This window comes from Nostoc sp., assembly GCF_036918015.1.
Lineage (GTDB): Bacteria > Cyanobacteriota > Cyanobacteriia > Cyanobacteriales > Nostocaceae > Nostoc.
Genome location: NZ_JBALEO010000056.1, coordinates 1 through 18,497, shown reverse-complemented (window position 1 = coordinate 18,497; position 18,497 = coordinate 1). Strand labels below are relative to the sequence as shown.

The window sequence follows — 18,497 nt, the reverse complement described above, 5'->3', positions numbered from 1 at the left end:
AAAACTATGCGCTCACAATTCCTAACTCTTGGAACTGTTTAACTCTGGCTTCTTCTGCTTCTAAAAACAGGTTGCCGATGCCAAACACAATTTCCATCGTGCCTCGATAACCAACTTTGGTAAATTGACCATTACCTAAGCGGTCATAAATGGGCAATCCTAGACGATAAAGAGGAATCGAGAGGCGTTTTGCGATCGCACCCACATTCGAGTTACCAATCAGCAAATCAGAACCGCCTGCTAGACTCTCAAAGTCTTCTAAGTCGCCGATGGTGATGCTTTTAACTGGGAGTTTTTCTAAGAGGTGCGATCGCGTGGTTGTCACCGCCGCATGAATTTGCGCTCCCATCGATTGCAGAAAATGCACTGTTGACCACAGCAAATCTGGTTCCAGCGCTAAGGAAACTCGTTTTGCACCGAAGTAAAAGTGGGTGTCCAGCATCGCATCTTGCAACTGACGACGTTGGCGGCGGTATTTTTCGGGTACGCTGTTACCGCTCAGAATCGCCAATGCTTGGATAAATTCATCTACTGGTTCTAATCCTGTTAGTTCGCCAAACACCTCATAAGGTGTGCCAAAGCGTTCTTCCAGAATCTTGGCAGCCCCTCGCATACTTTCACCTAATGCCAGGGTAAAGGCAGAACTACCTACTTCTCGTAGCTGTTTTAAGGTAGTTCCACTGACTGTAACCGCACTATAACTATCCTCTAAATGTCCATCTAGAGAAGCGCCAAGGTCAGGTACAAAGATCGGCACTAGTCCAAAGGATGTGACTATCTCTTTAATTTCCTGTACATCCCCAGGTGTGAAAGCAGAACCCGCCAAAATTGTGACTTGTTCAGTTCTAAGTCCACCTGCGCGAGGAATTTCCTTAACGATGCTTTCCACGGCGACAGCAAAACCATCTTGCAACGCACCTTTAAAATCTGGGGTAGGTGCAAAAACGATCGCTAAATCATTCAATTCGGGATGGCGATCGCGGATTTCCTTCAGAAAACCCTCGATGTCATCGCCTCTAGTTTCAGTCAACCCAGTACTACATAAACCAATAATTTCCGGGTTAGCTTTTTCCACCAGAGTCAGAATTGCTTGCTCCACATTCTCTTCACCACCCAAAATGGTGGTGACTTCCGTCATCGCTGTGGTAGCTAAAGGAATCGCTTCCCGGAAATGCCGCACCAGGACAACTTTAGCGAAAGCAGTACAACCTTGAGAACCGTGGAATAAGGGCATCGTCCCTTTCAATCCCAGAAAGGCTAAGGTTGCGCCCAAAGCTTGACTTTGCTTGAGGGGATTAACAGTCAGTGCTTTGTTAGTAACGGTAACGATCGCCATTAAACTTCTTCCTCTTCTTCCCAAGGAGCGGGTTTGCGTATTTGTTCCCAAATTGGGCTATAGAGAGCTTCGTACAGTTCCCGCGCCATCTCAATCATTCCCACATAACCTGCATAAGGATGGTGACGTTCTTGGTTGATATCAAGGAAAGGAATTCTAGCTTTCAAAGCTGTGTATTGGTTACGTCCACCAGCAATCAGCATATCTGCGCGAGTGTCTTTAACCAGTTGTAGCAATTCTTGAGCGTTGCCTTTCTCCAGCATGATGCCATCGTTGCCAATCAACTTCTTGATTTTGGCTTTATCTTCTTCAGTACTTTTTCGAGTACTGGTAGCAACAACTTCAATACCTAAGTCTCTAGCAGCCGAAATAATCGACCAACTCTTAACACCACCAGTATACAAAACAACCCGCTTACCTTTGAGTCGAGCGCGATAAGGAGCCAATGCCAAATCTAAAGCAGCCGTTTCTTCTGCAATTAGCTTTTCTGTCCGCTCCTGTAAATCAGCGTCGCCTAATTTAGCGGCGATGTTTCGCAGACAGCGATTCATATCATCGATGCCGTAGAAAGACTCTTCAATGTAGGGGATGTTGTAACGCTCCTCCATCTTTCTCGCCATATTCAGCAACGCTCGTGAGCAGATCATGACGTTGAGTTTGGCGCGGTGGGCGTAGCGAATTTCATCGTAGCGAGCATCGCCCGTAATTTTAGACAAAATACGGATGCCTAATTTTTCGAGCAGTGGTGTTACTCCCCACATTTCACCGGCGATGTTGTATTCACCGATTAAGTTAATATCATAAGGCGTTGTATGTTCCGGTTCTGCTGTTCCGACAACATATTCTAATAAAGCTTCACCGCCAAAACGGTTGCCGAGATTTTTACTGCCAATGAATCCTGGGGCAATGACGGGAACAACAGGAATACCAATTTTCTCAGCCGCCGCTTTGCAGACAGCATCCATATCATCGCCAATTAGGGCTGTAACACAAGTGGCATAGACAAATACTGCTGCTGGTTGGTAGCGCTCTTTGAGTTCCAGAATCGCTTTGTAGAGTTTCTTTTCGCCACCGAAGATGACATCATTTTCACCCAAGTCAGTGGTAAAGCCCATTTTGTAGAGTAGAGGGCCAGACGACAGACTACCACGACTGCCCCAGGAATTACCAGCACAGGCGATCGGCCCGTGGACTAGATGCGCTGCATCTGCGATCGGCACTAGAGCAATCATTGCACCATCAAAGGCACAGCCCCCTTGAGCCGCGCCAGGTTGTGCCTGTTGAGCGCACGATTTATTTTTCTTTTCCGCTTGTTTGTGCTGATTATGCTCGCATCCTGTCTCAGTCAGCAGCTCGTTGATTTTGCCTTGGGTGCTTTTCATCTCTCTTCTCTTAATGTTAATTGTCCTTTGTCATTTGTCATTTGAATTGACTATTGTACAGACGCGATTAATCGCGTCTCTACCAATGACTAATGACTAATGACCAATGACCAATGACTAACAAATGTATCTTGTGACATCCTCTCCACATACATCAGCGAGGTAAGATAGGGCGCGAAAACGCAATCCTACAAATTCGTCATATAAAGGATTGAGTTTACATAGTGGTGGAATATCAATAGACTTCCCAAATAATTTAATTTGTCGCTCAAAGGGACAACAACAAGGAATTGTTTGGCAAATTAGATGAGCGAAGCGATTATTTTTAACCTGAATTCCATCCACTACACGCCGCAACGGATTAAGAAGATTGTGGAACCACCCTGGTTTTTTCTGATTAGGTGGATGGTAATTAGGATGAGTATGAGTGTGAGTATGTTCGTGAGTGTGATTGATGGTTTCCATTATCAATTCCTTGGGTAAATGCTATCAAGAAAAAGGGGAGTTGGGGATGGGAATTGGGGATTGGGCACTGGGTTTGGATATTTCCCTATTCCCTATTCCCTATTCCCTACTCCCCTTCTTTACCCTTTAATTAACACGTTGTGTTTCTACGCAATTTCTAACGAATCAAGTCGTAGGAAATATCTGTCTTAGAAGGAATATTGGTGTTGCGATCGATTTCTTCAAACAGGGTGTTTACAGTCCAGTTGAGGAGGTTGATTATACCTTGATAACCAATGGTGGCGTAGCGGTGTAAGTGGTGACGATCCATGATGGGGTAGCCGATTCTCACGAGGGGAATCTTGGTGTCGCGCCACAGGTACTTACCGTAGGTGTTACCAACCAGGAAGTCTACTGGTTCGGTGAACAACAATGAACGCATGTGCCACAAGTCTTTACCAGGCCAAACAGTTGCATGTTGACCAAAGGGGCTAGAAGCAAGCAATTCTTTGATTTCTGCTTCAAATACTTCGTTGCTGTTGTGAACCAAGACATGCACAGGTTCAGCACCCATTTCTAGCATAAAGCCAACTACGCTGTATACTAAATCTGGTTCGCCGTAGATAGCGAAGCGCTTGCCGTGAATCCATGAGTGGGAATCAGTCATGGCATCAACTGCACGACCGCGTTCGATTTCCAATTCTTGAGGAATGGGGATACCACTCAATTCGCTGAGTTTCATCAAGAACTCATCAGTACCCTTAATGCCCCAAGGACGGGAAACTGAGGTTGGTTGCTTCCACTCTTTTTCAATATACTCGCGGGTTTTGAGGGTAGAGTGTGCTTGCAGAGCGATCGTCGCTTTCGCATTGATTGAATCTGCTGCATCTTCCAGCTTTGTACCACCTGGATACATATCGAACTCACCTGTGTTTGGTGAATCGAGGTAGTCGCTGTTGTCGGCTAGAATTGTGTAGTCAAAGCCAAACAGCGAAGCAATCCGCTTGATTTCGCGGTTGTTACCTACGTAGGTGTCAAAACCTGGGATGAAGTTGATTTTACCATTGCTGGTTTCTTTCTTATGACCTGCGGTCAAGTTAGAAAGAATTCCCTTCATCATGTTGTCGTAACCAGTGATGTGGGAACCGACAAAGCTAGGGGTGTGAGCGTAAGGTACTGGGAAATCTTGAGGAACTGAACCAGCTTCCTTGGCGTTGTTGATGAAAGACTGCAAGTCATCACCAATTACTTCTGCCATACAGGTGGTGCAGACAGCAATCATCTTGGGCTTGTAGAGTTGGTAAGAGTTCGCCAAGCCGTCGATCATGTTTTGCAGACCACCAAACACTGCTGCATCTTCAGTCATTGAAGAAGATACACCAGAGAATGGTTCTTTGTAGTGACGGGTTAAGTGGGTGCGGAAGTAAGCAACGCAACCTTGAGAACCTTGAACGAAAGGTAGAGTACCTTCAAAACCAACAGCAGCAAAGATTGCTCCTAGTGGTTGGCAGCCTTTAGCAGGGTTAACGGTTAAAGCTTCACGAGCGAAGTTCTTTTCACGATAATCCCAACCTTTTGTCCACTCTGCAACCCGTGTTACTTCTTCGGGTTCGTGACCGTTTTCAAACTGCTTTTTGTTTTCAAATAGCTGTTGGTACTCTGGTTGGTGGAATAACTCAACGTGATCTTGAATTTTTTCTGGATTCTGAGGCATTTCTGGATCTCCAAGCTTACTGAATTCTTTTACTGATTGAGGAGAGAGAGACGCGATTAATCGCGTCTTTACAAGGGAGATGGAAATATGATTCAAAATTCAAAATGCAAAAATCAAAAGAAATTTTTAATTTTTCAGTTTTGAATTTTGGATTCCCAACTCCCCCCTGGGGTTTTAGCCCCAGGTTATCCTTACTTATCGCTCTCTCCCATTTCCTTAGACGGCAGCCTTAGCCTTATTAGCTTCAGCCTTCTTAGCCTGAGCTTTTTCATTCCAAGGAGCGCCAATTAATGACCAGGTTGGGCTGTTGAGTGCCAAGTCCATATCACGAGCGAAGATGGCGAAGCCGTCATAACCGTGATAAGGGCCGGAGTAATCCTTTTTGTGGTTTAATTCTTTTCAACTGTCTAATGTTTGCAGTAAGCAATGTCTCTGCTAAACATTGTTTTCTGAGAACACATTTATTTTTAGCCTAAATATAGGCTAAAAACACAGCGATGCATAATCAGGGTAAAGATAATTCGTAATTCGTAATTCGTAATTCGTAATTAAAAGACCTAATTACGAATTAGTAATTATTTTGCAGACTAGGAGCCTGTTTCATCTAGCGATCGCAGTTTTCTTGGCTCAAGTCTGCAATCATAACAGCAAAAAGAACACATGAGAACGAAAGTACTACTAGAATTAGAGAAAGTTAATCTGCGTTTGAAGTCTGCAAAAGCAAAGGTGACAATTAGAGAATCGAATGGAAGTCTGCAATTACGGGCGACGTTACCAATTAAACCGGGAGACAAAGACAGCAACGGTACTGGGAGAAAGCAATACAATCTCAGTTTGAATATTCCTGCTAACTTGGATGGACTCAAGACGGCTGAGGAAGAAGCCTATGAGTTAGGGAAGTTAATTGCTCGGAAAACGTTTGAATGGAATGATAAATATTTAGGTAATGAGGCAATTAGAAAAGATTTTCAATCTATAGGGGAATTACTTGAAAAGTTTGAAAAAGAGTATTTTAAAACTCACAAACGCACAACTAAAAGCGAACATACTTTTTTTTATTACTTTTCCCGTACCAAGAGATTTACGAATCCTCAAGATTTGGCAACTGCTGAAAATCTGATAAGTTCAATTGAACAAATCGATAAAGAATGGGCTAAGTATAATGCAGCTAGAGCGATCGCAGCATTTTGTGTGACATTCAATATCGAAATTGATTTATCTAAATATTCCAAAATGCCGGAGAATAATTCCCGAAATATACCGACCGATGCAGAAATATCTGAGGGAATTATCAAGTTTGAAGATTATCAACATAATCGAGGTAATCAAGTTAATCAAAATGTTCAAGATAGTTGGCAACTTTGGCGCTGGACGTATGGAATGTTAGCAGTTTTTGGTTTACGTCCACGGGAACTTTTTATTAATCCTGATATTGATTGGTGGTTGAGTCAAGAAAATTTAGATTTGACATGGAAAGTTGATAAAGATTGTAAAACTGGTGAGAGAGAAGCATTACCATTATATCGGCAATGGATTGAGGATTTTGATTTGAGAAATCCGAAGTATTTAGAGATGTTAAGGGGTGCGATCGCTAAAAAAGATAACACTAATCATGCAGAGATAACGGCGTTAACACAGCGAGTTAGCTGGTGGTTTCGTAAAATAGGATTAGATTTTAAACCTTATGATTTACGTCACGCTTGGGCAATTAGGGCGCATATTTTGGGAATACCAATTAAAGCGGCGGCGGATAATTTGGGGCATAGTGTGCAGGTTCATACCCAAACTTATCAGCGTTGGTTTTCACTAGATATGCGAAAGTTGGCGATAAATCAGGCTTTGAGCAAGAGGAATGAAGTTGAGTTGATTAGGGAAGAGAATGCTAAGTTGATAATTGAGAATGAAAGTTTGAAGTTGGAGATTGAAAAGTTAAGGATGGAAATGATTTATAAACAAAGTTAAATTTACTGAGAAATCATACCAACTTTATATAATTTGCTATGATTTATAGGTGGAAATCATCCAAATAAACCCATTAAGATATTTATGTCGGCTACTAACATTGGAACATTTATTGTTAAGTCACCTGAAACTCTAGGGGGTCGTCCTCGCATTGCTGGTACTAGAATTTCTGTTCAACGCATTACAGCTTGGTACAAACTTGGGCTGAATGCAGAAGAAATTACTGAACGTATGGGAAATGTAAATCTCGTACAGGTTTATGCTGCTCTAACTTATTATCACGCTAATCGAGAGGAAATTGAGGCGTATATTTCTGCTGAAAGAGCAGATTACAAGCGATTAGCTATAGAAATGGGGCAAGCAATATGAGTCAAATTCGATTATTTATTGATGAAGACTCAATGGATCAGCGATTTATCAAAGCATTGAGAGCGAGGGGAGTAGACGTTACAAGTGTTGGTGAAGTTGAAACGATTAGTTCTAGCGATAAGGAACAACTGACTTTAGCAACTGAACTGCAAAGAGTTTTATACACATTCAATGTTGGTGATTTTTGCCAGTTGCACAGCATTTACATACAAGAAAAACGAAGTCATACAGGGATTATAATTTCATCGCAAGATTACTCGATTGGTGAACAAATGCGAAGAGTACTCAAGTTGATGGCAGCTAAATCAGCCGAAGAGATGATAAATAAATTGGTATTTCTCAGTAATTACGCTGGAGAAATATAAATGCAGTTAATATACATAAAAAGATATGTCCACTTTAAATGAAGCTCTTGAGTTTGTTGGTAATTGGGTGCAGCAATATATGCCAAATCATCCTGCTGAAATGAACCAAGGATTGAGCCGTGATGCAATTGAGGCAAAAGCTAAAGAGCTTCCCTTTTATTTACCAGAAGAAATTTATGAACTTTATCAATGGAAAAACGGTGGTGTAAATCCTTTTCTTCCTCACCCCGATGCTTGGGATCTTGCCAAATTCTTGTCATTGGAAGAAGCAATTAGTATTGCTCAAGATTGGAAAGGTTCTTTTCATTTGTTTCCCCTTTTTATAGTCGAGGATGGTGGATACTTTTTTGTGGGAACGCAGGAAAAATGTCAAACTGCTCCAATTTATTGCAACGATATTCCTGAAGAAGTGGTTGAAAGAGAGCCAAACTATCCTAGTTTGACTAGCATGGTGCAAGAGTTAGTTGAGGAGTTGAGAAGCAGAAGTTAACCCTGTATTGCTGACTGCGATCGCATCCCTCCCATAAGGTGCGTTATGCTTTGCAAGAACGCAGCATCATCTCAAATTTACAAAGCTGATACCGCAGCCTGATAAAATTTGTGGAAAGATAGAAATGTTGATTCATCTCCAGCATGACAATTATGAACGCCGTAGAACTATTTCCTACCCTGCGAAATTTAACTCGTGCAGACAAACTGAAAGTTATGCAATTTCTAGTTTCAGAATTATCTAGGGATGAAGAGCCATCATTAGAGCAAGGAGCAACTTACCCTATTTGGTCGCCACTTAATTCCCACGCAGCTGCACATCAACTTTCTCAACTGCTAGAGTCGGACGAGTAAATTCAATGGTTAATCCTCAAAGATTTTCCTTTACAGAGGGATACGATACATTTGGTGTACCTGATGCGTTGCCAAAGCTACCATTAATATTAACCTATCGCAACTCATCCGTAGAGGTTTCAGGCTTGTTAGATACTGGAGCAAGCGTCAGCGTTTTGCCATACAGTATTGGTGTCCAACTAGGCGCAATTTGGGAAGAACAGACGGTTTCTGTAACATTAGCTGGTAATTTGGCTCCCGTTGAAGCAAGAGGTTTGCTTGTATCTGCTCAGATTGGATCATTTGAGCCTGTTCGCTTAGTTTTTGCGTGGAGTTTGTCTAATGATGTACCTTTGTTGCTAGGACGTATGAACTTCTTTTTGGAGTTTGATGTGTGTTTCTATCGTTCACAACTGGTATTTGATGTGTGTCCACAGTCGTAATGCGATCGCATCCATCCCAAATCATACATTGTCCCAAAGCACAACACATTCAAACTAGGCTGATTTACTCAAAAACAACGCCGCGATAAATTTCCGCGATCGCCAATTCAATACTAACTGAATCCAAAGAAATAGAACGCTCCAAGCCGCTAAATTCACTGAGCAACCAACCTTCGGCTTGTTTACTATAGCGTTCCACAAAAGGTTCATCCTGCTCCACTAATAAATATTCGCTAAAACTCGGAATTGATCGATACATCCGGAATTTACTGAGTCGGTCGTAATCTGCGGTAGAAGGAGATAGAACTTCAACAATTAGCGTCGGATTTAAGACTTCATCTAAACGTTCAGCATTTAATTGCGGTTCACCGTCAAAAACCATTACGTCTGGATATACCCCACGTCGATATTCGGGAATCCACAGCCGTAAATCGCTGTTAATTGGCTCAAATTGAGTATCGCGCATCACAGAGGTAAAATAGGTCAAAATGTTTCCACCGATGCGGCTGTGTTTGAGTGTTCCTCCGGCCACAGGTACAATTTCTCCATCTCGATATTCGCTGCGTTCTTCGGCTTTTTCTTCGATCGCGCGATATTCATCCAAGCTGTAGCGGCGCGAGATGGTAGAAATCATAGGTTGTAAGCGATCGCACTGGCTATAAGACAACAATATTATTTTGTCACAGATTTACTTGTGAGGTGATATAATCCTGCGGTATATATATTCTTTTTTCTACAAAAGACTTTATCTTTCTGGTTAGCTATCTACGATGTCTGCAAGAGATAGGTTTCATGCATTGGTCAGGATTGCCCTTGAGAAGGAAGGGTGGATAATTACTCATGATCCGTACCACATTGATTTGGGGTTTGTTGATTTTTATATCGATTTAGGTGCGGAACTATTGCTAGCAGCGACAAAGGATGAGGAAAAAATTGCAGTTGAAATCAAAACGTTTTTAGCACCCTCAACAATTTCTGAGTTCCATACTGCAATTGGACAATTTATTAACTATCGCATTGCTTTGGAAGATGATGATCCAGAGCGGTGGTTGTATTTGGCAGTTCCGCTCGACGTTTATAAGCGATTTTTCAGATATCCATTTATTCAAACGGTTATTGTCCGTAACAAAATTCCCCTTTTGGTGTACGACACAGAAAAACAGGAGATTGCAGAATGGATAAGCTAAATTTGTATCGTGAACTGATTCAGAAATTATTGACGGCGCGAGGAAAGTTACGTTCTGGGAGCGATCCAATAGAAAGTCAAACCATTTTTGATACTACAAAAGACCACTATCAGCTTGTGCATGTGGGATGGAAGGATAGTAGTACCCGAATTTACGGCTGTGTGCTGCATATAGATATTAAGGATGGGAAAATTTGGGTGCAGCATGATGGAACAGAGGATGCGATCGCAGATCAACTTGTGAGCGAAGGAGTGCCTAAGCAAGATATTGTGATCGCATATCATGCACCTCATGTAAGGCAGTATACAGAGTTTGCTGTAGGCTAAACCTATTTAAAAAGCCTGTTTGCGATCGCTACTCGCAAACAGGCTTGACTTTTTCACGTTTCTAATTAAGCTTGTTCCCAAAGCTGACGGACATAATCAGGTAGCCAGCTAGCAATTTCCTGAATCCGCTCTTGGGAAAGTTCGTCTTTTGTGGCAGAAAAAACTGCTTTAACCGCTTGCTCTCGCTCGACTGATCGCGGCATTCCACTTTCATTAGCAACTCGGAACAGGAAGCGATCGGAATCAATCTTAAAAATACCAGGGCCTTGCCAGGGTGGACGAACCCGGCTCAAAAATCCCACAATGGGATTGGTATCTTTCCACAAATCGGACACTTCAAACTGGAGTGCTTTTTCATCTGTAGGTATAGCCTCTGTATGCAGTTCTGCCTCGACGCGATCGCTGGCTTCTGTGGTCATTAAGTCGCGCATCACGCGAAAAACAACTTCAGTAAAGTCTCTGGCATCATAGGGATCTGCGAATCCAGCTTTAACCTGGACTTTTTCTAGAAATGAGCGATGTTCGTCTGCGATCGCAGTTCGATTATCTTCAATCTCTGTTGGGTCAACTTCTGGAATATTTGTTCTAAAACTTTGATCTGGCATTGTTTTGTTGTGGTTATTAATTTTGAGTCTTTATGCTTGCTCTATGTAAGGTCGCACAAATCAAAAACCCTTAGTATCATCCAGAAGTTTGAGATGCCATTTATTCAAAAGTTAGAAATTCATCTGATTTGCATAGATATAGGTAATAGAACTACCCCTCTAAAAAGGTTCTGGCTAACACATATTTAATTTCTGGAAATATCATATCTATTGAGTAGAGCAATACTCTTAGTGTTTTTGCTCGTTGTAGACATCACCCATTGGTATCAAAAAACAGTCAAAATAGATGAGTTAGTATAAAAGCAGCCGAAACAAAGATGGTAGAAACAACAAACATCGAAATTCACACTTCCTATGTCAAAGTACCTAACAATGGCTTAGAAATCGATGCTTACTTAGCTCAACCAGCACAAAATGGAACCTTTGGCGCAGTTATAGTTTTTCCAGAAATTTTTGGAATCAACAGTAATATTCGAGATATCACCGAACTAATCGCTAAACAAGGTTATGTAGCGATCGCTCCGGCGCTGTATCAACGTGTTGCTCCCGGTTTTGAGGCTGACTTTAGCGCTGAAGATGTTGGCTATAGCCCAGAAGCCTATCGGCTGGGCTTGGAATACTATCAACAAGTAAAATATCAAGAGATATTCAGCGATATTCAAGCTGCCATTGCTTATCTCAAAAATTTACCCAATGTCAAAGATGATGCCATCGGTGTGATTGGTTTCTGTTTTGGCGGTCATGTTGCTTATATGGCTGCAACTTTACCCGATATTAAAGCCACAGCTTCGTTTTATGGTGGCGGGATTACCACTCCTAGTTATGGTGAAGATACTCCAACCATTAATCGCACCTCGGAAATTCAAGGTACTATTTATGCATTTTTTGGCACAAGAGATACATTAGTTTCTCAAGAAGAAAATGAGCAAATTGAAGCGGAATTAAAGAAACATCACATAAATCATCGTGTATTTAGATACGATGCTGGACATGGATTTTTCGCTGGATTCTTTAAAGATCAATACCCATTTTTAGAGCAGCACCCAAGTTACAATCCTGAAGCGGCTCCTGATGCTTGGCAACATATTCTAGAACTGTTTCAAAATCACTTGTGAAACTAAATAATGTAGATTGTGGTGTCTTTTTATCAAGTGCAATGCGCCACAATTACAGAGGCAATTCAGAAATAAAATCTAAAGATAACTGAATCTTGATTTAGTCCGAAATAGCCTAACTTCAGTATATTTACATAGGTTTATCTGCTAATCTAATTTATAATTTTAAGAAATCTTCTGTATGTAAACAAAGAATTTTTTGAAGTATTCTAAAAAACGAGGAATTTATAAATGATTGATTCTCTTATTTTATTCTTTATCTTGTTACTAATAATTCCCTTCATTATTGCTATGATTATGCCTAATATAAAATGGCTAATAGGTTATGCTATTTGTTTTGGAACCTTAGCTATTTGGTTGTATTATGAGCATATAACAACGCCAAGCTATCAGCAAGGAAATGGTTTCTCCTATGCGTTTGGAATAGCAGCTGCTTCTTTATTTGATACATCAATAATTGTAGGAATTATTAATAAATCTATTGTGTTATATTTTAAGTCACGAGGTTATACAATAAACATCTGGCTTATAGTTAACTTAGTTTTCCTCGATCTGATGCTTATTGTACTTATTTTTCCTGCATTGTTGACAGTCTATTGAGAAAGTAAATATTAAGTAGAGTTTGTTACGCCTGTGCAAGGATTTGAGAGTTTGAGAAAGTCATGATTAGCAGTAACACACTAGATATGTTGGTGCGTTAAGCATTGCTATAACGCACCCTACTGGCGTGTCAAGGCTAAAATATTGCAAAAAAGTAGGTTGGGTGGAGGCTTTGCGTAACCCAACATCTTGATATATGTTGGGTTGCGCTCCGCTCCACCCAACCTACGTCTACGTTTAATGCACTATTTTTTTGCTTGCCACGCCACTACAGTTTAAGGTTTACTAAAAAACAAAATTACAAGAGTGCGATCCTATTGCTTTTAAGCTTTTGAGTTTCTAAGCAGTAATTGACAAGCACATAAAAACGGGTTTGGATTGTCTATGCGATCGTCTGCAAGCACTTCAATGGGAAGCTTGCTGTTGTAAATCAATTCGTCATAATCCATCAATGCATCCCATTTGATCTTGCCAGTTGGGAAGCCTAGCTGTGAAGAACTATCAGCTATTAATTCTTGCCATTTCTGAATCTCTGGATCTTGGGATTTGCAGTAATCGAGAATGGCAATCAAGGCACCAGGCTTAGTAACTCGCAGGATCTCTGCAAGGGCGCGGACTGGATCGCTAACGACACAGAGGGTAAATCCCGATGCTGCTGCATCAAAAGTATTATCAGGAAAATCAAGATTGGAGAGATCCGATACCTTGAAAGCGATGTCTGCGGATACGCGCTTTTTACGTGCTTCATCCATCATCTTCTCAGAAAGATCGACACCGACGACACTTACACCTTCAGGATAGGCTGTAAGATTAAGACCAGTTCCTACCGCAGCATCCAATACGCTTTGTCCTGGTTTTAGCTGCAAGGAAGCAATTAAGGGTTCGCGCTCGATGTGCCAGTAACGCTTCATAATTGCGTCATAATCCACCGATGCTTGATCGTAGGTTTCAATCACCTGATGTATTTGCATAGACTTTTTAACAAGCAGAACTACTGATTTTAACTATCTGTTCAACTGTATAATCTCTTAGCGCCCAAAATTTGTATATTCTCTGACCAATAAAAAAACTTCATAGTATATTCTCTTACCAACAAAATAACTTTATAATAGACAGATTCTCCGATATCCTTTGACCGAACAATGTCTATAGCAACGAAGTGACAAGAGGAGTTGGTGTATTATCAAAAATAGCGATGCCTCCGGCGGGCTACGCCTACGCACCAATGGCACTGTTGCGATCGCTCGCGCAGAGCGATTCACCCTAAACAGCAAATCATTGTCCAAGCTTTGTAAATTAGCAAAGGTATTGTTACTTACAGCACTTTGCAAGTCAATTAAGTACATCCCTCCTCAACTTGAAATCTGCTGTATAATCCAAAACTCTCTATATCTTCCTGTTCCCCAAGCCTCAGCCATAATTCATAGTTCAACCATTCTTTATCCCCAGAGGAATCTGAATGATAAACTCGGTTCCTTTTCCAGGAGTTGAGAAACACTCTAGTTTACCGCCATGTTTTTCTGTGACGATTTGATAGCTGATAGACATACCCATTCCGGTTCCTTTGCCAACGGGTTTGGTGGTGAAAAAGGGATCGAATATTCGTTGCTGAAATTCTTGAGAAATACCAACTCCATTATCAGCGATCGCCACTTCCAACCACATTAAATTAACTACCGATGTGCGAATCTTAATTTGACTGGGATTTTCCTTAATTTCCTGATAGGTAAGCTTAGTATTATTTTCTTCTAACGCATCAATCGCATTTACTAAAATATTCATAAATACCTGATTGAGTTGTCCGGCATAGCATTCTATTAAGGGTAGAGTGCCATAGTCTTTTATCACCTCAATTTCAGGTTGTTCTGGTTTAGCTTTCAGGCGGTGCTGTAAAATCATCAAAGTACTGTCGATGCCTTCATGAATATCGACGCGTTTAAATTCCGCTTCATCGATGCGAGAGAAATTCCGCAGCGACAGTACAATTTGACGAATGCGATCGGTGCCTACTCTCATCGAAGACAACATTTTTGGCAAGTCTTCCTGCAAGAACTCTAAATCGATGTCTTCAGCAAACCTTTGAATTTCAGCAGCAGGGTAGGCATTATATTGCTGATACAACTGCATCAGTGCTAATAAATCCTGAGTATATTCCTGCACATGGGCGAGGTTGCCATGAATAAAGTTAACTGGATTATTAATTTCGTGTGCGACTCCAGCCACTAGTTGTCCCAGACTAGACATTTTTTCACTTTGAATAATTTGAGATTGAGTGCGCTGCAATTCCCCTAATGTATTTTTCAGTTCAGTGGTGCGTTCTTCTACCCGTTCTTCTAGTTCTTCTTTGCTTTTCTCTAAAGCAGTAAAGGATTCATGCAATTGCCCTGCCATGTGGTTGAAAGAGTTAGATAAGGTATTAAGTTCTCGAATACTGCTAGTTTCTACTGTCTGATTTAAATTGCCAGATGCCATTGCCTCACTTGCCCAATTCAAGCGCAGAATTGGGCGGACAATCCAATGGGAGGTAAACACGCCCATCACAGAGGCAACGACTAATGCGCCCAAACAAAGAGCGATCGTGGTGCGCGTGTTGGCGTTAATTTGCGCCATGAATGCGTTTTCTGGCACACTCACTACCATCAGCCAATCCAAGCCATATTTGTCACGCCAAGGTATAATATGGACAAAATGCCGTTTTCCTTGCACCTCAAGCTTAAAATCTGTGTTTTGGTTGATAGACCCAAACCCAGAGGTTTGGAAGTGTCTGGCAACGTTCTGGATGATTGGGTTAGAACTATTGATCGCGTGCAATCGCCGGATCTCTTGATTGACCACGACAAAAGGCTTCTCTGTACCGGAACTGGCAATTAATGTGCCATCCCGCTCCAAAAGGAACACCTGCCCAGACTGACTAATATTCAAACTGCGTAAAAAATGGCTGAGTTTCAATAGGTGAATGTCTGTTGCAATCATTCCTAATAAGCGATTTTGCGAATCATAAATCGGACGACTAGCAGAGGCGCTGATGAAAGGCCCCGTTGGCAAATTTGCAGTCACAATCTTTGCCCAAATAGGTTTACCAGCAGCGATGGGTTGGGTATACCAAGGTTCAGTAAAATTGTTCCAAGTCCATTGAGTATTTATTTGAGTTCGATTACCTTGATTATCTGTGGCATAAGTGGAAGTATTATTGGGAAGCTTGGCAGTCCAATCATCAATAGTAATAGTTTTGCCATCATAACGAGCAGCTCCTAGCCCCTCACCCGTTGTTAGTCCAATACCAATATAAGTCAGATCATAAGTTTGCATCTGATCCCAGAAATACTTACCAATGGTTTGGCGATCGCCCACATCCAATAGTCCCCTGCGAATAGCATCTGCGTTGAGCTGATTAAGGGTTTGCGGAATGGAAAGATAAGACTTCAGGTGTTCATCTACTACATCGCTGGTACGATTTATCAACTGTTCGGCTAGGTCGTTAACTGCTCTATGTCCATTTTTAAAGGACAAATAACCTACTAAGCTGACCGCTGCAAAAATTTGGATAAGGAAGGGAACAATAAGAACAATCTGTAATGGGAACGCCTTAGCTTTGCTGAGATAGTGAATCTTCATTACTGGAAGCTGAAAGTTGTGCTGATTTGATTTGCTTCTATAGTTCCCAAGATGTTCGCATACTCACCTTTGTTTAAATTTTTTTGTCAAGTCAAAGGCGGCTTTAGGGTGGAATGGTACTTTCTTAAGCAAAAATTGCTGTCCAGATGCCCAACTTCTACCCTTTGGGTGTCTGCAAGCAGTCACTTACTAAATCCAGCAATTTAGTAAGTGACATTTAGATTTAGGGTGCGTTGCGGGGGTTCCTTCTCCTATATTCGCCTTCAAGAGCAGAGAAAATCAGGTATTGTCCGCCCAACTGACTCCTCGTTGTCGCAGCTAGCGCGACACGAAAAAATCAGAGTTTGAGATGTTCTAAATATTAGCGATCGCATCAGCACAAAATTTGGTTTTTTAATGTAGTTTCATGAGTTCAAGTTTTAAATTTGGAGTAGTTTATGCAGCAATTTCAAGTAACATCAGATAGTTTGAATATACGTTCAGCACCGATTGTTGATGAAGCTAATCAATTAACATCTCTTCCCAAAGGATATATTGTATCTAAAATCAAAAATTCAGATAATGACAAGTGGTGGAAGGTGGCAACTATTATTGAAGGAAAAACTTTAGAAGGTTTTGTAGCTCAAAAATTCCTTAGTCCAGTCACAAAATTTTCGATCAAGACTGTTATTAAAATTGGTGAAATTCCCATTCTCCAAGCAAATGGAGAATCTGCATTTTTCTATGAAGCAGGTATGAGCATTAATGCTGATGGTGCGCCTAATGCTTATCACCCCGCAGATAAAGGGATTGATTTTTTGGCAAATGCTGGGTATTCAGATAACTGGTGGGCACTAGCTGTAGATAAAAACGGCAATCCATTTATTCAAAGTAGTACCGATCCATATCCTGGATACTATATTTCTACAACTGCATTATTCGACTCTGGATTTGTTAAACAAGATCCACGTCGCTATGTTGATTCAACAAAGATTCCGTATATTGTGCTTCCGGGAAATGGTGATTTTAGAAAGGCTACAGGCGTTAAATTAGGAGATTTGGCAGTTGTTTATAACACTAATAATGAAAAACTCGCTTTTGCAATTTATGCTGATGTTGGGCCTAAAAACCAGATTGGAGAGGGTTCAATAGCTTTGTCTCAGGCTGTTGGAAACGATCCATTAGTACAATCAAGAGTCAGGCGAGGAATTCCCAAGGATATCGTTTATATTGTTTTTCCGGGTTCTGGGAATGGAAAGCCAAGAACAATTTCAGAAATAGAAGCTGAAACTAAACGGTTTTTTGAAATATGGGGTGGCGTAGAACGGATAAAGACTCTATAAAAGTGTACCTGATGGAAAATCTGAGGTGCGATCGCATCTCAGAGTTCGGTTGCAGCTAATACTTGTCGGGTTTTGGGGAACGAGAAAAGGGAAAGAAAAAACCTTTTCCCTTCCCCTTTAACCTTTTCCCCAAACCCAATTCTGAATTTTGAGTAATAACGCGCATCCTAAGTTGTCGCTGCTGGTTTTTTTCCATTCTTGCCCTCCATACTGGCAACGAATGAAGGTTGCTCATTAGTGGGAGTTGGTGACTCGCCTCGTAGTCCCTTACGACGCTGGGTTTTAGGAACTCCTCCCGCCATACCGTACTCTACACTGCTTTTACCATATCGAGTTCCAACTGCCATTAGCATGTGTTCTGTCATATCTCCCAACTCGTCTTCTGTTTCCAGCATTTCACGATACAATCTATCTAAGCTGGAAAGCGCACTGTTATATGCATTTTCTTTAGTTCGCATCGTTTCGATCAGGGTTGAAAAGGCAGGTAAGGTGAGTCCATTGCCTAAATCTAAACTTGGATCTATAGAGTTTATGCTAGCCGCACGGCGCACTGCTCTTTCTAACACTGAGGAAGTTCTTTTTCTCCGAGCCACGATCTACACCTTCTAATACAGTACGGTTAATATTCTTTACCTTAAAAAATTGACCTATAGATCAGCCTGAGAGAATTCCGGCAAATCTGCAATGCTTTTTGCTACACAGAAATAATTACAGCAGATTGCGCGAACTACTTAAATGAGAAAGCAAACTGGGGTTTGAGAAAGTAAAAGCTGCTTTTGCTTGCGGAAAACACCAAAATGAGAAAGCAAACTGGGGTTTGAGAAAGTAAAAGCTGCTTTTGCTTGCGGAAAACACCAAAATGAGAAAGCAAACTGGGGTTTGAGAAAGTA

19 protein-coding genes and 2 pseudogenes are annotated in these 18,497 nt (G+C 41.3%); 11 read left to right on the top strand and 10 right to left on the bottom strand.

Annotation, left to right across the window (positions count from 1 at the left end; translation table 11 throughout):
• Positions 1-4: 4 nt before the first annotated feature.
• From nifN to V7K61_RS34115, 5 genes and pseudogenes are all read right to left on the bottom strand, one after another.
• The gene (gene nifN, locus V7K61_RS12665) at positions 5-1,336 is read right to left on the bottom strand and encodes a nitrogenase iron-molybdenum cofactor biosynthesis protein NifN (RefSeq protein ID WP_335053642.1); all 1,332 of its coding nucleotides are present in this window, start codon (positions 1,334-1,336) and stop codon (positions 5-7) included.
• Positions 1,336-2,718: a nitrogenase iron-molybdenum cofactor biosynthesis protein NifE gene (gene nifE / locus V7K61_RS12660; RefSeq protein ID WP_335053641.1), complete on the bottom strand. Its 1,383-nt coding sequence runs from the start codon at positions 2,716-2,718 to the stop codon at positions 1,336-1,338. The genes nifN and nifE overlap by 1 nt, the downstream gene beginning before the upstream one ends.
• 117 nt (positions 2,719-2,835) lie before the next feature.
• Positions 2,836-3,183, bottom strand: coding sequence for a Mo-dependent nitrogenase C-terminal domain-containing protein (locus V7K61_RS12655; protein ID WP_335053640.1), 348 nt, complete (start codon positions 3,181-3,183; stop codon positions 2,836-2,838).
• A 157-nt stretch (positions 3,184-3,340) separates the two neighbouring features.
• Positions 3,341-4,876 (bottom strand): nitrogenase molybdenum-iron protein subunit beta, encoded by a 1,536-nt coding sequence (gene nifK / locus V7K61_RS12650; protein WP_335053639.1) that lies wholly within the window; start codon positions 4,874-4,876, stop codon positions 3,341-3,343.
• Positions 4,877-5,092: 216 nt separating this feature from the next.
• Positions 5,093-5,263, bottom strand: a pseudogene (locus V7K61_RS34115) (nitrogenase molybdenum-iron protein alpha chain); the annotation flags it as partial.
• 204 nt (positions 5,264-5,467) lie between these two features.
• Between V7K61_RS34115 and V7K61_RS12645 the strand changes: the two are divergent.
• The 6 genes and pseudogenes from V7K61_RS12645 to V7K61_RS12620 all read left to right on the top strand — a co-directional run.
• Positions 5,468-6,838, top strand: a pseudogene (locus tag V7K61_RS12645) (site-specific integrase); the annotation flags it as partial.
• 84 nt (positions 6,839-6,922) lie between these two features.
• Positions 6,923-7,207: a DUF433 domain-containing protein gene (locus V7K61_RS12640; RefSeq protein WP_335053638.1), complete on the top strand. Its 285-nt coding sequence runs from the start codon at positions 6,923-6,925 to the stop codon at positions 7,205-7,207.
• Entirely contained in the window at positions 7,204-7,572 is a 369-nt protein-coding gene (locus tag V7K61_RS12635) for a DUF5615 family PIN-like protein (protein WP_335053637.1), read from the top strand. Before V7K61_RS12640 ends, V7K61_RS12635 begins: the two co-directional genes overlap by 4 nt.
• Before the next feature lie 25 nt (positions 7,573-7,597).
• Positions 7,598-8,062, top strand: coding sequence for an SMI1/KNR4 family protein (locus V7K61_RS12630; protein ID WP_335053636.1), 465 nt, complete (start codon positions 7,598-7,600; stop codon positions 8,060-8,062).
• A gap of 152 nt (positions 8,063-8,214) precedes the next feature.
• The gene (locus V7K61_RS12625; protein WP_335053635.1) at positions 8,215-8,415 is read left to right on the top strand and encodes a hypothetical protein; all 201 of its coding nucleotides are present in this window, start codon (positions 8,215-8,217) and stop codon (positions 8,413-8,415) included.
• Positions 8,416-8,420: 5 nt separating this feature from the next.
• Entirely contained in the window at positions 8,421-8,837 is a 417-nt protein-coding gene (locus V7K61_RS12620; RefSeq protein ID WP_335053634.1) for an aspartyl protease family protein, read from the top strand.
• A gap of 64 nt (positions 8,838-8,901) precedes the next feature.
• Here V7K61_RS12620 and V7K61_RS12615 read toward each other — a convergent pair whose 3' ends face one another.
• Positions 8,902-9,471 (bottom strand): Uma2 family endonuclease, encoded by a 570-nt coding sequence (locus V7K61_RS12615; RefSeq protein ID WP_335053690.1) that lies wholly within the window; start codon positions 9,469-9,471, stop codon positions 8,902-8,904.
• A gap of 136 nt (positions 9,472-9,607) precedes the next feature.
• On the opposite strand from V7K61_RS12615, the gene V7K61_RS12610 reads away from it, so the two are divergent.
• Positions 9,608-10,024 (top strand): XisH family protein, encoded by a 417-nt coding sequence (locus tag V7K61_RS12610; protein ID WP_335053633.1) that lies wholly within the window; start codon positions 9,608-9,610, stop codon positions 10,022-10,024.
• The gene (locus tag V7K61_RS12605) at positions 10,012-10,350 is read left to right on the top strand and encodes a XisI protein (RefSeq protein ID WP_335053632.1); all 339 of its coding nucleotides are present in this window, start codon (positions 10,012-10,014) and stop codon (positions 10,348-10,350) included. The genes V7K61_RS12610 and V7K61_RS12605 overlap by 13 nt, the downstream gene beginning before the upstream one ends.
• Positions 10,351-10,415: 65 nt before the next feature.
• On the opposite strand, the gene V7K61_RS12600 is transcribed toward V7K61_RS12605, so the two are convergent.
• Positions 10,416-10,955 (bottom strand): DUF2267 domain-containing protein, encoded by a 540-nt coding sequence (locus V7K61_RS12600; protein ID WP_335053631.1) that lies wholly within the window; start codon positions 10,953-10,955, stop codon positions 10,416-10,418.
• A 317-nt stretch (positions 10,956-11,272) separates the two neighbouring features.
• Between V7K61_RS12600 and V7K61_RS12595 the strand changes: the two genes are divergently transcribed.
• A complete protein-coding gene (locus V7K61_RS12595; RefSeq protein WP_335053630.1) occupies positions 11,273-12,070 on the top strand; it encodes a dienelactone hydrolase family protein in 798 nt (265 codons plus the stop codon).
• A 231-nt stretch (positions 12,071-12,301) separates the two neighbouring features.
• Positions 12,302-12,670 carry a hypothetical protein gene (locus V7K61_RS12590; RefSeq protein ID WP_335053629.1) on the top strand — a complete coding sequence of 123 codons (369 nt, stop codon included), beginning with the start codon at positions 12,302-12,304 and terminating at the stop codon, positions 12,668-12,670.
• Positions 12,671-12,993: 323 nt separating this feature from the next.
• Here V7K61_RS12590 and V7K61_RS12585 read toward each other — a convergent pair whose 3' ends face one another.
• Both V7K61_RS12585 and V7K61_RS12580 read right to left on the bottom strand, forming a co-directional pair.
• Positions 12,994-13,641 carry a class I SAM-dependent methyltransferase gene (locus tag V7K61_RS12585; protein WP_335053628.1) on the bottom strand — a complete coding sequence of 216 codons (648 nt, stop codon included), beginning with the start codon at positions 13,639-13,641 and terminating at the stop codon, positions 12,994-12,996.
• A gap of 457 nt (positions 13,642-14,098) precedes the next feature.
• Entirely contained in the window at positions 14,099-16,285 is a 2,187-nt protein-coding gene (locus V7K61_RS12580; protein ID WP_335053627.1) for a sensor histidine kinase, read from the bottom strand.
• Positions 16,286-16,722: 437 nt separating this feature from the next.
• On the opposite strand from V7K61_RS12580, the gene V7K61_RS12575 reads away from it, so the two are divergent.
• Positions 16,723-17,607 carry a glycoside hydrolase family 75 protein gene (locus V7K61_RS12575; RefSeq protein WP_335053626.1) on the top strand — a complete coding sequence of 295 codons (885 nt, stop codon included), beginning with the start codon at positions 16,723-16,725 and terminating at the stop codon, positions 17,605-17,607.
• A 167-nt stretch (positions 17,608-17,774) separates the two neighbouring features.
• On the opposite strand, the gene V7K61_RS12570 is transcribed toward V7K61_RS12575, so the two are convergent.
• Positions 17,775-18,200 carry a hypothetical protein gene (locus V7K61_RS12570; protein WP_335053625.1) on the bottom strand — a complete coding sequence of 142 codons (426 nt, stop codon included), beginning with the start codon at positions 18,198-18,200 and terminating at the stop codon, positions 17,775-17,777.
• Positions 18,201-18,497 lie beyond the last annotated feature (297 nt).

Bases quoted from the DNA above. Each gene is read 5' to 3' on its own strand.
- nifN (WP_335053642.1), bottom strand. From the start codon at position 1,336: ATGGCGATCGTTACCGTTACTAACAAAGCACTGACTGTTAATCCCCTC.
- nifE (WP_335053641.1), bottom strand. From the start codon at position 2,718: ATGAAAAGCACCCAAGGCAAAATCAACGAGCTGCTGACTGAGACAGGA.
- V7K61_RS12655 (WP_335053640.1), bottom strand. From the start codon at position 3,183: ATGGAAACCATCAATCACACTCACGAACATACTCACACTCATACTCAT.
- nifK (WP_335053639.1), bottom strand. From the start codon at position 4,876: ATGCCTCAGAATCCAGAAAAAATTCAAGATCACGTTGAGTTATTCCAC.
- V7K61_RS12640 (WP_335053638.1), top strand. From the start codon at position 6,923: ATGTCGGCTACTAACATTGGAACATTTATTGTTAAGTCACCTGAAACT.
- V7K61_RS12635 (WP_335053637.1), top strand. From the start codon at position 7,204: ATGAGTCAAATTCGATTATTTATTGATGAAGACTCAATGGATCAGCGA.
- V7K61_RS12630 (WP_335053636.1), top strand. From the start codon at position 7,598: ATGTCCACTTTAAATGAAGCTCTTGAGTTTGTTGGTAATTGGGTGCAG.
- V7K61_RS12625 (WP_335053635.1), top strand. From the start codon at position 8,215: ATGAACGCCGTAGAACTATTTCCTACCCTGCGAAATTTAACTCGTGCA.
- V7K61_RS12620 (WP_335053634.1), top strand. From the start codon at position 8,421: ATGGTTAATCCTCAAAGATTTTCCTTTACAGAGGGATACGATACATTT.
- V7K61_RS12615 (WP_335053690.1), bottom strand. From the start codon at position 9,471: ATGATTTCTACCATCTCGCGCCGCTACAGCTTGGATGAATATCGCGCG.
- V7K61_RS12610 (WP_335053633.1), top strand. From the start codon at position 9,608: ATGTCTGCAAGAGATAGGTTTCATGCATTGGTCAGGATTGCCCTTGAG.
- V7K61_RS12605 (WP_335053632.1), top strand. From the start codon at position 10,012: ATGGATAAGCTAAATTTGTATCGTGAACTGATTCAGAAATTATTGACG.
- V7K61_RS12600 (WP_335053631.1), bottom strand. From the start codon at position 10,955: ATGCCAGATCAAAGTTTTAGAACAAATATTCCAGAAGTTGACCCAACA.
- V7K61_RS12595 (WP_335053630.1), top strand. From the start codon at position 11,273: ATGGTAGAAACAACAAACATCGAAATTCACACTTCCTATGTCAAAGTA.
- V7K61_RS12590 (WP_335053629.1), top strand. From the start codon at position 12,302: ATGATTGATTCTCTTATTTTATTCTTTATCTTGTTACTAATAATTCCC.
- V7K61_RS12585 (WP_335053628.1), bottom strand. From the start codon at position 13,641: ATGCAAATACATCAGGTGATTGAAACCTACGATCAAGCATCGGTGGAT.
- V7K61_RS12580 (WP_335053627.1), bottom strand. From the start codon at position 16,285: ATGAAGATTCACTATCTCAGCAAAGCTAAGGCGTTCCCATTACAGATT.
- V7K61_RS12575 (WP_335053626.1), top strand. From the start codon at position 16,723: ATGCAGCAATTTCAAGTAACATCAGATAGTTTGAATATACGTTCAGCA.